Consider the following 12,348-nt stretch of genomic DNA (forward strand, 5'->3'; position numbering starts at 1 on the left):
GCCTGCGCCGGCGGTCAGGAGCCGGTCGTCGCGAGCAGCTCCCTGGTGTCGCCGACCGATGCAGCGCGGCGGATCCAGCGGTCCAGCTCGGCCAGGTCGGTGCCCGCGAGGACGCGCTCCCGGACTTCGGCAGGGACCTCCAGCCCGCGGGCCTCGAGGACGGCGAGCACGGCCTGCGCCTTGCCTTCGAGGATCCCCTCGTTCCGGCCCTCTTTTCGACCCTCCTTCTGACCCTCCTTCCGGCCCTTCTCCACACCCTCTTCCACGCCCTTCGCCACGTAGCTGCGCGCGAAGTCACTCTGAAACTCGTATCCGCTCTTCATCATCGCCTCCAACGTCCGCCTCGCCGCACCGTTCAGCGAGGATAGCACCAGGTCCCCGTACACGACGCGGCGCTCCTCATCGAGCCCGGCTGCCGCCCCGAGGAACGCCACGCCGATCGCCTCCCCCGCCTCCCCCCGCCCGTGCGCCATCGCCGAGAGCACGGACACCTCGGGCGCCGCCTTCGCCTGCTCGGCGTCGGTGACGACCGGGACGCCCGCCGGCCCGAGCACCAGCGGTTTCAACGTCCAGTCGGGGTGCCCCGCGTCGATCGGCCGCGAGCACCACCGCGCGATCTCCGCGTCGATCGTCACGATCAGCAGCCACGTCGGACAGCGGTGCCGTGCCCTGGTCTGGATGACGTACACCGGCCAGACATACGGTTTGTCCGAGTCCACACCGAGCTGGACCTCGACAACGATGGCCATCGCGGGCCGCTGCTGCTCGCCGACCAGCAGCACGACGATGACGTCCGCCCTCCGGTCCGACGGCATCACCTCCGTCAGGTCGGAGGACTCGACGCGCGCCTCCCTGAAGGCCGGCACCGGCTGGCCGAGCGCGTCCTGGAGCATCTCGGCGGCCAGCGTCGGCCGGTTCTTGAACAGCTCCACCAAGGCTTCATGGATCACAGAGGGCATCGGGTCGTCTCTCGGGTCTCGGGTGGTTGCAGCCATGCTGAATTCTCGAGCGGCGTGCCAGGCCCATGCGTACGGGCCGCAGGGGCCGGTGCAGCCGCCTCCACCTCTTCAATTCCGGGCACCTCCCTCGATTGGTCACGCCCTGTGACCTGCGCGCGCCCTGACGCCTGGGCGGCGCGCGCAAGCCGCAGCGCGCCGCGCCGGCCGCCGTCGCGTAGCGCGACCCGACCCGGGTTGAGCGCCCCGGCTTTCCCGGCGTCCCTTCCTGCCGCAGCCGCTCCGCACGCCCGGTCCGCTGATGTATCGTCGGCGTATGGCCCGTACCGTCCCGGTTCTGAACATCCCTGCCATTCCCGGCATGGACCCCGGCGTCTTCGTGATGGGGGCGGAGGCGGAGGCTCCGGCGGCCGTAAAGGCAACGGCGCGGGCGACGGCCAGGGCGGCGGAGGCAATGGCGCAGACGGTGGCGGCAAGGGCGCCGGCTCGTGCGGCACCGGCTCGACCGATGGCGGCGGGTGCCCGAACCATCATGGCTCCGGTACGAGCGGCAGGATGTCGCGCGGCGATCCCGTCGAGTTCGCGAGTGGCAGCCAATCCCTGCCCCGTCTGCAAGGCGATGCTGAAAGAGATGGGGATCCCACACACCTCTGTCCAGGGACACCCTCCGACCCGACCTGGGAAAACCGCTCCTTGGAACGGCGAGTCGACCTATAATCCTGCCACCGCGAAGATTTTCAATGGAGCACGATGAGCACACGCACGTGCGCGGAGGGGGCGGACGGGATCGACGACTCGGCTGACGGTCCGGAGCTTGCTGCGAGGCGGAGTGTCCTCGAATCCTTGCGCGGTCCGCAGGCAGGCTACGCGCGATCGCATCGCGGGCTTGCCGCGTTCTGGCGGACTATCGCGGAAGCGGTCCTCGTTCGGCCGACTCCGCCGGAGATGCTCTCGTTGCTCGCACGACTTGACGACTGGCTTGCCGGCGGGCCTGCCTGCGCCTTGGTGGCGAGCGCCGATCCCGGGGCACGTACGGCCCTCCTGGCGCGGTGGGCGATATCGATCGTGGAGCGCAAGGCAGCCGAGGTGATCTTTGTGCCGGTAAGTCCGTGCTTTGGGACCGCGATCGAACGCGATATGCTGAAGCTGTTCTTCGGCTTGTTTCGGAGCTCAACAACGGCGGTCTTCAGTCGGCCGCGGAGCCCCGAGGAGCTGATGCTGTCAATCCGAATGGCGCTGCGCAGCGTCGACTCGGTCTCCTCGGTCCCCGACGAGGAATGCCCTCAGTTGCTCGTGATCGTGGACGGGGTCGAGCGGGCGGCAGATGGTTGGCCGCACAGGCGAATGCCCTTCTTGGGTGAAGCCTACGAGGGGGCGCACATCCTTGTCTCCACCAGCCCGGAGAGCTCTTCTGCGCGCGGTCTGGGCCTGCATGAACGCCTCGCCTGGTCTCCGGAGCAGACGAGCCTTTTCTTGCTTGCCGGCGAGAGCGACGCTTCGGAAGGATCGACGCCCGCGCGGCCAATCGCTGAGAAAACTGGCGAGATGGACCCCTCGTTGATCCGCTTCTTCGATGCACTTGGGACGGTGCTCGCTCCCGTATCGAACGAGGATCTCGTCTCGGCAGTCGGCTTGGATGCGACCGGGCTCGAAGCTTTCAAGAACGGGCCGCATTCTGCCCACAGGCTCGTCCTGATGAGCGACGATGAAAAATATTCCTTCCGCGATGATGCGAGCCGTGCAAGCTGGATGATTGACGCGGACAAGGTCGCGTCCGTTGAAGATACCATCATCGGGAGGGGTCTGGCGGCGCTCACGCGCGGAGCGGTCTTGCCGGATACATGGCCGCCGTATCTCGTGGAGTATCTGGGCGCCCATATGAAGCGGCGCTCTGTCTCTGTGTCTGAGCTGATGAGGCTTGTGTCGCCCGAGTGGCTCCAGATCTGGATGAGCCGTCCCGGAGGCTTGGTCGGGTTCACCACCGACGCTCGTCGCGCGCGCTACGCCGCCGAGGACGCGCTCATCGAAGCGTGCAGTCCAGAGTGCGCTGGAGCAGCCGAGCACGAAAGGGCAACGCTGGTCTGCGCCATTGTTCGATGCGCGCTGGTCGAAGGAGCTTTGTTCGCGAAAGAGGGAAGTCACGAGGAAGTAGACTACCGAACAACACCTTATGTTGAATCATCGGTCGATCTGAAGAAGCCGGCTGGAGCTGCGCGCGAGCGTGCCGAGGCGCTGGTGACGCTAGCTTCCGCGTTGACAGGCTCGGAGCAACAGTTGGTTCGGCGGTGGGCAACAGATGCGTGCGCAGGTCTTGGCGAGATCGTTCCCCGGCCGATCCCTTGCGTGGCGACGGACCAGAGCGCAGCGGACCCTGAGCGCACCCGTCGGATCCGCGCGGGCGCGAAGCACGAGGAGGTCGACGGGTACCTGTCGAGAGACCTGGTGATTCGGCCCACGGACCTCTCGCCCGAGGAAGCTTGGGGCCTGGCGGAGAGCCGAGAAGGGGAATCGCGGATGGTCGCCTTCGCGGGCATATTGCCCGATCTTCCCCAGGAGATGCGCGAGAAGGCCGTACGAGAGGTCATGACCGCATACTGCGCGCACGGCGACCGGCTGGCGCTGCGCATTCTGGCGGCGTGCGCGCCCTGGATGGCCCTTGCCGATGCAGCCAGGGTCCTCTGCAACGAGCTCGGGAACGACTGGACAGATGAATATCCCGGGATGCTGGTGGGCTTCGGCAGCCTCACCGAGCTCTCTCCGCTCTTGCGACGACTGGGTGGCACAGCGGCGCTCGTGGACGCCGCCCGCGCCATCGCCGACGTGGGCCGGTGGCTACCGTAGCCAGCGTGCGTCCTGCAGGACACCGAGTCCTTGGACGGCTTCCGGAGGCCGTGCGCCCTCAGCAGCCGGTCGTCGCGAGCAGCTCCCTGGTGTCGCCGACGGATGCAGCGCGGCGGATCCAGCGGTCCAGCTCGGCCAGGTCGGTGCTCGCGAGGACACGCTCCCGGACCTCGGCAGGGACCTCCAGCCCGCGGGCCTCGAGGACGGCGAGCACGGCCTGCGCCTTGCCTTCGAGGATCCCCTGCTCTCGGCCCTTTTCCATGCCCTCCTTCCGGCCCTTTTCCATGCCCTCCTTCCGGCCCTTGGCCGCGTAGCTGCGCGCGAACTCACTCTGAAACTCGTATCCGCTCTTCATCATCGCCTCCAACGTCCGCCTCGCCGCACCGTTCAGCGAGGATAGCACCAGGTCCCCGTACACGGCGCGGCGCTCCTCATCGAGCCCGGCTGCCGCCCCGAGGAACGCCACGCCGATCGCCTCCCCCGCCTCGCTCTGCCCGTGCGCCATCGCCGAGAGCACGACCACCTCGGGCGCCGCCTTCGCCTGCTCGGCGTCGGTGACGACCGGGACGCCCGCCGGCCCGAGCACCAGCGGCGTCAGCGTCAAGCCGGGGTGGCCCGCGTTGATCGGCCGCGAGCACCACCGCGCGATCTCCGCGTCGATCGTGACAATCAGCAGCCACGTCGAGCAGCGGTGCCGGGCCCGCGTCTGCGTGACGTACACCGGCCAGACGTACGGCTTGTCCGGGTCCACGCCGAGCTGGACCTCGACGACGATCGCCATCGCGGGCCGCTGCTGCTCGCCGACCAGCAGCACGACGATGACGTCCGCCCGGCGGTCCGAGGGCACGATCTCGGCGAGGTCGGAGGACTCGACGCGCGCCTCCGTGAAGGCCACCACCGGCTGGCCGAGCGCGTCCTGGAGCATCTCGGCGGCCAGCGTCGGCCGGTTCTTGAACAGCTCCACCAAGGCTTCATGGATCACAGAGGGCATCGGGTCGTCTCTCGGGTGGTTGCAGCCATGCTGAATTCTCAAGCGGCGCACCAGGCCCATGCGTACGGGCCGCAGGGGCCGGTGCAGCCGCCTCCACCTCTTCAATTCCGGGCACCTCCCTCGAGTGGTCACGCCGTGTGACCTGCGCGCGCCCTGACGCCTGGGCGGCGCGCGCAAGCCGCAGCCCGCCGAGCCGGCCGCCACCCCGCTCGCCCGCCTGACGTGGTGATCGCAAGGCACGCCTCGGTCCGGCGCTGCCGTCGTGGTAGCCCGGTCACGATGCGCAACGCTGACGAGCTCCGGCGGTTCGCTCGCCAGGGCTGGGCGGCCGCCCAGCGCGACAAGGAGCTCTACTGGCGCGACCGGAAGAGGCAGCACGACCCAGCCGCCGGGATCCGGATCGCCGATGAGCTCCGCAAGCAAGTCCTCGCGCAAAAGCCCGGCTGGCCGGGCGAAGAAGAACGCCGCGAAGACCTCGCCACGGGCGGCGTGCGCGGGCCGATCCCGCGGTTCGATCCAGGGCGACACCGGCTGCGGCGCGCGCCACCGCAGCGCGCCCACCGGAGGCGCGGCGCAGGGCATCCCCTGCTACCCTCCCGTGCGATGAAGCTATATTTTGCGCCTCGCACCCGTTCGGTTCGCCCCCGCTGGCTGCTGGAAGAGCTCGAGGCGCCGTATGACCTCGTGAGGCTCGACCTCCCGAAGCAGGAGAACCAGACGCCTGACTATCTCGCCGTGAGCCCGCTCGGCGAGGTCCCCGCGCTCGTCGACGGAGAGCTCACGCTCCTCGAGCCGTCGGCCATCTGCCTCTATCTCGCGGACCGCTTCCCGGAGAAACAGCTCGCGCCGCCGCCGGGCTCGACCGAGCGCGGCGCGTACTATCAATGGCTGCTCTTCGCCGAGGCGACCCTCGCTCCCGTGGTGATGGCGCTCCACGGCCACGCGCAGCTGCCCGAGGAGCAGAAGACCGCCGCGCATGCGCAGGAGGCGCTCGCCAAGCACCACGCTCGACTCAGCGCGCTGCTCGACGTCGTCGACGCCGAGGTCAAAGACCGCGACTTCCTCGCCGCGGGCCACTTCACCGCCGCGGATCTGGTGATGGCGTCGATTCTGCATATCGTGAATCATTTGAAGCTGCTCGAGGACCGGCCGCGGCTGATGAAGTACGTCTATCTGCACTGCCAGCGTCCGGCATCCAGACGGGCGGCGTCGTAGCGAGGAGGCTAGCTCGTCCATCGCCGAGGAGGGTCGTCATGGATCAACAGCAGCCACGGACGCCTACCACATCAGGTTCCGCAAGGTCGAGATGCCTTCGCGGCCTATGGATCGCGCCGACGCCGGCACGGGCCGATGCCGTTCTTGCCAGATCGGAGCGGCGGCTGCCTCGGCGGCCTGGGCGACACGCTTGTAGTGCTTGAAGCTGTGACCGCCATCGGCCTGCGCGTGTCCAGCCGGCACCCCCGCACGAGCCCATTGTCGCCTACACTGCCGGAGCCATGGCGATCGGCGGCGTCAACCACGTGACCCTCGCGGTTCGAGACCTCGACCGCACCGTGCATTTCTACGTCCAGGTGCTCGGCGGAAGGCGGCGAGCGCAGTGGACCAGAGGCGCGTATCTCGAGCTGGGGACGCTCTGGCTCTGTCTGGAGCTGGACGCGCGCGCCGCTCGGCAGGTCGACGGCTCGCACCTCGCGTTCTCGGTCGATGCACAGGGCTTCGCCTCCCTGGAAGAGGCCATTCGCCTGAGCGGAGCCCGGATCTGGAAAGAGAACCGCTCCGAAGGGACGTCGCTCTACTTTGAAGACCCGGACGGACACAGGCTCGAGATCCACGTCGGCGACCTCCGGACACGCCTCGCTTCCTGCCGCGAGGAGCCCTACGAAGGGATGGAGTTCTTCGACGACGGAGAGAGCGAGACGCCGGCGCGGTGAAGACGTCTACCGGAGCCTGTTCGAGCAGCGGCTGCAGGTCGACGACCGCGCCATGAAGAGGCTCGAGAAGATCGCCCGGCACGAAGCCATCATCGACCTTGAATCAGCCACAGGGATACGGTCGCAGCCCGGGTCGTTCACGAGGCGCTCGCGGCGCGGGCCGCCGCGGCGCCACCGAAGGCGCGCCGCCATCTCGCGCGTGTGGACCTAGCGTCGCCCGGTGGCCGGCGGGCGCGCCGCGTACGTACACGCAAGGACCCTCGCCAGGGCCTCGAGGAGATCCAGAGAGGCAGGCTGAGCCGCCTGGCGCAGGTCATAGGCCCGCGTCGCTCCGCCCGCCGCGTCGCTCCGCCCCCGATCCGCGGTGGTGCACCCCGACCCACGCTGGCGGCCGCGGCGGGAGACCGGCCCAGAAAAATGCTTCGCCCCCTGTCACACGAGCATCACCGACCTCATCCTGGCGGTGAGCGCGGGATCACAGGAGCAAGGCACCGGTCCTTCGCGTGATGGACGAGGGAGAAAGATATGAAGATCGTGGTTATCGGCGGCACCGGGCTGATCGGGACGAAGCTCGTGCGCAGGCTCCGCCAGCAGGGCCAAGAGGTCATCGCGGCGTCGCCTGGCACCGGCGTCAATTGCATCACGGGCGAAGGACTCGCTGAAGCGCTCGCAGGCGCCGAGGTCGTGGTCGATGTGGCGAACTCGCCGTCGTTCGAGGACAAGGCGGTCCTCGACTTCTTCGAGGTCTCGGGCCGCAACCTGCTCACCGCTGAGGCCGCCGCAGGCATCAAACATCATGTGGCGCTCTCGGTGGTCGGTACAGATCGAATGCTCGGCAGCGGCTACTTTCGCGCGAAGATGGCCCAGGAGGAGCTGATCAAGGCCTCCGGGATCCCCTACACCATCCTGCGGGCCACGCAGTTCTTCGAGTTCATGGGCGGCATCGCGCGCTCCGGCGCTGGCGCGGATGGGGTCCGCCTCTCGCCGGCGCTCGTGCAGCCGATCGCGTCCGAGGACGTCGCCGAGGCCCTCGCCGATGTCACGCTTGGGGCGCCCATGAACGGCACCGTCGAGGTGGCCGGTCCCGAGAGGCGCCCGCTCGCCGAGCTCGTCCGCAAGCATCTGAGCGCGAGCAAGGAGAGCCGCGAGGTGATCGTCGACGCAGATGCGCCCTATTTTGGCGTCCAGCTCGACGATCAGTCGCTCACCCCCGGCGACGGCGCGCGCGTCATGCCGACGCGCTTCGACGACTGGCTCGCCCTGTCGCGGCTCGAGCCCTCGTGATCACGGCGCAAGGGGCGCTTCGAGCTCAGCCAGGTCGCCGCCGGCCTCGCGCGCTGTCGTCCAGGGATGGCGATGAATCGAGGCTGCGCCGGAGCGGCGCAGCCGGGGGCGAGACCGCCCTTAGGGTCTCACGGACAGGCGGTCACGCACGCGGCGAACGCGGCGCACCCCTCGCTGGCGCTGCATCCCGCCTCGACCGTCCCGATGCAAGCGTCCTCGTCCTCGAGCCCGTCAACGCAGTCCAGGCACGCATCGTTCCCCTCGAGCGCCGTCTGTAGGTTACCGGAGCCATCGTCCTCGCAGGCGTCGGTCTCAGGATCCGTCGTGTCGCAGGCGCTGGCGCACGTCGCGCCCTCCGCACAGCCGCAGGTGTCGAGCGTCAGCTGGAAGAACTCCAGGGCCCCCACCGTATGGTCCTCGAAGCACTGCGTTGTGCAGTCGGCGCCGCCGCCCTCGCCGCCGCCCCCCTCGCCGCTGCCCCCCTCGCCGCCCGTGCCCGTGCCCGTGCCCGTGCCCGTGACTGTCGAGCTCGGCCCCGAGGAGGAGGACGCGGTGGTGCCGGACGCGCCGCCCCCACCGCCCGCCCCGCCGTCACCCCCCGAGCCGCCGTCATCCGAACAGGCCGCCACCGCGCACACCGTGACCAGAATCGCTGCAAAGCTGAGACTCTTCATTTGAGATTGCTCCTGACAATAAGGGTTACGCTGCTCCGACTCGAACGAGACGGCGAACACCGCCGCTCCTGCGGAGCGTCTTCTTCACGCTCTGGCACCGTGCCATGACGCCGGGCGTCTACCTACACCAGAATTTTACAGGATGGTATCTGCCGCGTGCGCGCCTGCATCTCTTGTCGATGCCATCGGCCCCCTGGCCATCAGCGCACACACGGTGAGCGCTCACACAACAATCAGCAGGTTCCGCCAAAGACGTCTTTGTACGGTAGAACTGATTCTAGCACGCCGGAGGCCTGTGCCATTCTGGAGGTAGCTCTCCGAGACGACGGCCGCTGGGCCGTCATCGAGCTCAGCAAGGGTCAAGTCGCTGGTCTACCCGCACCCGAGCTCGCTGGAGACGTCTATCGGCAACTCCGCAAGAGGATGGCCGTGACGTATCGACGAGGATGGCCCGACAAGGGCCTGCTTCCGGTGAGCGCCGTCGCGCGCCTGCGGTTCGCTCCAGCTCCGGCCGCAGGTGCCCAGGCCGCTGGGCGGAGCAGCGCAAGACGGCTCACCCGCGCGTGATCGCCCGCCGCTGGAGCAGGGACAGGCGGCCGCCCGCGAACGCCCACTCGATGTCCTGCGTGCCGCCGAACGCCGCCTCGCACGCCGCGGCCAGCGCCTCCAGCGCGGCGAGCCGCGGGTCGTCGAGGCACAGCGCCGCGGCACGGGCGGGCTCCACCGCGACCTCCCTCGTGCCGCCCTCCTCGGCCCACAGGATCGCGAGATCCTTCTCGCCCGCCCGCCGCTCGAGCACGCGCCCGCCGCGCGCCATCCGGTAGCTGTCCGGGGTCACGAGGCCGGCGACCACCACCTCGCCGAGGCCCCAGGCCGCCTCGACGACACGCTCGTCGGCGCCCGTGACCGGGTTCCGCGTGAACAGCACCCCCGCGCAATCGGCCTGCACGAGCCGCTGCACGACGATCGCCATGCGCGGCTCCGGCGCGAGCCCGAGCCTCCGCCGGTAGGCCAGCGCCGCCTCGGTGCGCGCCGAGCCGTGCACCTTGTGGACGGCCTGGAGCAGCCCCTCGCGGGTCCGCACGTTGAGCTCCGTCGCGTGCTGCCCCGCGAAGCTCGCCGAGACGCCGTCCTCGCCGATGCCGGACGACCGCACGGCCACGGGCCCGTCGAGCTCGCCGAACGCCTCGACGAGCCGGCTCACGGCCGCGGCCTCCCCGGCGACGACGCGCTCGACGAGCGCCGCCGACAGCGCCCAGCCCGGCGGCACCGGCAGGCCGCCCCGGTGCGCCTGCCCGAGCTGCGCCGCCTTGCCCCCGAAGTCCTCCTCGCGCAGCTCCTCGTCGAGGCGCGCGATCACGGCGACGCCTCCTGCGCGCGGCGCTCCGGCGGCCGCGCGAGGATCGTCACCTCGCCGGCCGCCCCGTCGACGCGCACGCGCGCCCCGTCCGGGATCGTCACCGTCGCCTCCCGCGTGCCGACGACGCCGGGGATGCCGTATTCGCGCGCGACGATCGCCGCGTGGCAGAGCTGCCCGCCCCGATCGGTCACGATCGCGCCGAGCAGCGGGAGCACGACGTTGAACGACGCCGACGTCGCGCGCGTCACGAGCACGTCCCCCTGCTGGATCCTCCCGAAGTCGTCCGGGCTGATCACGACGCGCGCCGTGCCCTCGTATACGCCCTCGTTGATGGAGAGGCCGCGGACGGCCGTGTCGGTGTTCCTGGCCTCGGATTCCTTCGAGAGGCCTTGCATGATGGCGTCGGTGGCCATCGCCGCGCGGCGCGCCGGGGCGGGGAAGACGTCGAGCGGCGGCGGCGGTCCAGGGGGCATGTTCAGCCAGGGGGGAGCGTCGGCGAGGGTCGCCGTCGCGCGCCAGCGCGCGCGCTCGGCGAGCTCCGCGGCGGACGGCGCCTGCCGGTCGCGCAGGAGGCCGATCATCTCGTCGAGCGCGAGGTCGGCGGCGTGCTCGGGGTCGTCGACCTTGCCGGCGGCGGCGAGGCGGCGCCCCGCCTCGAGGACGGCCCGGCGCGCGAGCCCGGTGCCCCAGCTGTCCGAGTAGAGCGCCCGCTCGTCGCGGAGGCGGTTCGTGAGGCGCGCCTCGCCGAGCAGCTCGTCGAACTGCGCGCGGTGGGCCGCGGGCATGCGCTCCCGCAGCGCCTTTTCCTTGGCCTCGCGCGCGGCGCGCGGCCCGGCCCCGCGGTCGCCCTCGACCGCCGCCCGGATCGTCCGGACGAGCACGTCGGGCAGCTCGCCGCCCGTCTTGTCGGACACGTCGTAGCCCACCGTGCGAAAGCGCACGAGGTCGAGGTAAGCGCGCGTCGCCGGCCCCACGTCGCCGTCCAGGGCCGCGAGCGCGTCGAGCGTCGCCTGCGGGTCGCCCTTCCTGGCGAGCGCCTCACGGCCCGCCGCGCTCGCGCGCAGGGCCCCGGCGAGGGCCTCGAGCTCCTCGGTCGCCACGCCCTTCGCGAGCGGCGTGCTCCCCTGCAGCAGCGCGAGCGCCTCGCCGGGGCTCGCGCCGGTCCACGCGCTGACGTGCGCGAGGTAGTCGCCCGCCGGCAGGACGGCGGCGAAGTTGTAGCGGTGATGCAGGGCGATCATGTCCTCCATGTGCGCCTGGGCGCGACGCAGGTGCGCGATCAGCGCGCCGGTGTCGAGCTGGGCGGGATCGATCGCCTGGACGGCGAGGTTCTTCTCGGTGGCGCGCGGCCGGTCGACGCGATCCCACCGGTCGAGGTCCTCGCGCCACAGCTTCTCCTCGAACGCCCGGCGGCACTGCCGGATGCGCGCGCGCATGCGCGGGTGCAGGCGCAGGAGGAGCCACAGCACGAGCTTCGGCGGCGTCGCGCTCGCCCCCTCGGACGCGCCGTGCATCACGGGCTGCGAGTACATGAAGCCGTTGACGACGGCTGGCTTGAGGTGGCTCATCAGGAGCCCGTAGCGCGCCGAGCCCTCGGCGAAGCCCCTCGGCATCCCGCGCGTGAACGGCTCGACAGCGAACCGGGTGACCGGCCGCAGGAAATGCGCCCGCTCGATCTCCCAGGGGCCCGGGCCGGGGGCCACGAACCTGACTCCGTTGACGCTCGGCTCTCTCTTCATCGCTGGACACCTCGATCGCCCCGCCGCGCCCGCGCGAGCCACCGTGTCGTCCCGAGGACGACGGCGACGTTTCGGTGACGCGCAGGTCACGAATTCATGAGGACGTTGAAGGTAGAGGCGACATTCCTGGTGGTCCAGTCCCGAGACGACCCGCGGGGGAGGCGGGTCATCGGACGGTTCGCGCGTGCGTGCGTGTGCGATGATCGCCCAGCGCGGCCCGAGCCAGGTCGAACCGCGAGCGTGCAGGACGCGCGCGAACGTGGCGTGCTCGATACGGCCCTCGCGGGCGTTGTGAACTTGAATGTCCGCCGCGGCGCGCGCTTGAAAGGCTCCAGAAGGTGTCGATGGCGGTCGGGGTCCGTGCCCGCGTTCCGCTTCGAGGTGTTCTCTGGGCTGAAGGCGACGACGGTGATGATCGGGTGGGATGAGCGGATGACAGGCCGCGTCCGGTCGTGGCGGCGACCGGGCCCACGGACCGCCGATCACGCCTCCTCAATCTCGCGATCGAGCGCTTCGAGCGCGCCCGTCCGATTCAAGCGCTGCAGATCGCAGCCGTGCATCGGCGGCCATGT

9 protein-coding genes are annotated in these 12,348 nt (G+C 70.2%); 4 read left to right on the forward strand and 5 right to left on the reverse strand.

The genetic code is table 11. The features are described 5' to 3' along the window. Window positions 1-14: 14 nt before the first annotated feature. Window positions 15-959: a hypothetical protein gene (locus tag WME75_RS41545; protein ID WP_437482673.1), complete on the reverse strand. Its 945-nt coding sequence runs from the start codon at window positions 957-959 to the stop codon at window positions 15-17. 1,062 nt (window positions 960-2,021) lie between these two features. Between WME75_RS41545 and WME75_RS41550 the strand changes: the two genes are divergently transcribed. Then, entirely contained in the window at window positions 2,022-3,797 is a 1,776-nt protein-coding gene (locus WME75_RS41550) for a hypothetical protein (protein ID WP_437482676.1), read from the forward strand. A 58-nt stretch (window positions 3,798-3,855) separates the two neighbouring features. On the opposite strand, the gene WME75_RS41555 is transcribed toward WME75_RS41550, so the two are convergent. Beyond that, window positions 3,856-4,788 (reverse strand): hypothetical protein, encoded by a 933-nt coding sequence (locus WME75_RS41555; protein WP_437482679.1) that lies wholly within the window; start codon window positions 4,786-4,788, stop codon window positions 3,856-3,858. Window positions 4,789-5,067: 279 nt separating this feature from the next. On the opposite strand from WME75_RS41555, the gene WME75_RS41560 reads away from it, so the two are divergent. The 3 genes from WME75_RS41560 to WME75_RS41570 all read left to right on the forward strand — a co-directional run bounded on the left by WME75_RS41560 (window position 5,068) and on the right by WME75_RS41570 (window position 8,003). After that, a complete protein-coding gene (locus WME75_RS41560; protein WP_437482682.1) occupies window positions 5,068-6,003 on the forward strand; it encodes a glutathione S-transferase family protein in 936 nt (311 codons plus the stop codon). Between the two features lie 281 nt (window positions 6,004-6,284). Then, a complete protein-coding gene (locus WME75_RS41565; RefSeq protein WP_437482685.1) occupies window positions 6,285-6,719 on the forward strand; it encodes a fosfomycin resistance glutathione transferase in 435 nt (144 codons plus the stop codon). A 525-nt stretch (window positions 6,720-7,244) separates the two neighbouring features. Then, window positions 7,245-8,003, forward strand: a complete 759-nt coding sequence (locus tag WME75_RS41570; RefSeq protein ID WP_437482688.1) for an SDR family oxidoreductase — start codon at window positions 7,245-7,247, stop codon at window positions 8,001-8,003. 128 nt (window positions 8,004-8,131) lie between these two features. On the opposite strand, the gene WME75_RS41575 is transcribed toward WME75_RS41570, so the two are convergent. The 3 genes from WME75_RS41575 to WME75_RS41585 form a co-directional block, all read right to left on the reverse strand. Next, entirely contained in the window at window positions 8,132-8,677 is a 546-nt protein-coding gene (locus tag WME75_RS41575) for a hypothetical protein (protein WP_437482691.1), read from the reverse strand. Between the two features lie 553 nt (window positions 8,678-9,230). Further along, complete coding sequence (locus WME75_RS41580; RefSeq protein ID WP_437482694.1) at window positions 9,231-10,037, reverse strand: PEP/pyruvate-binding domain-containing protein; 807 nt, start codon at window positions 10,035-10,037, stop codon at window positions 9,231-9,233. Continuing rightward, the gene (locus WME75_RS41585; RefSeq protein WP_437482697.1) at window positions 10,034-11,776 is read right to left on the reverse strand and encodes a PEP-utilizing enzyme; all 1,743 of its coding nucleotides are present in this window, start codon (window positions 11,774-11,776) and stop codon (window positions 10,034-10,036) included. Before WME75_RS41585 ends, WME75_RS41580 begins: the two co-directional genes overlap by 4 nt. Window positions 11,777-12,348: the final 572 nt, after the last annotated feature.

The sequence above is a fragment of the Sorangium sp. So ce1014 genome, from assembly GCF_051521505.1.
GTDB lineage: Bacteria > Myxococcota_A > Polyangia > Polyangiales > Polyangiaceae > Sorangium.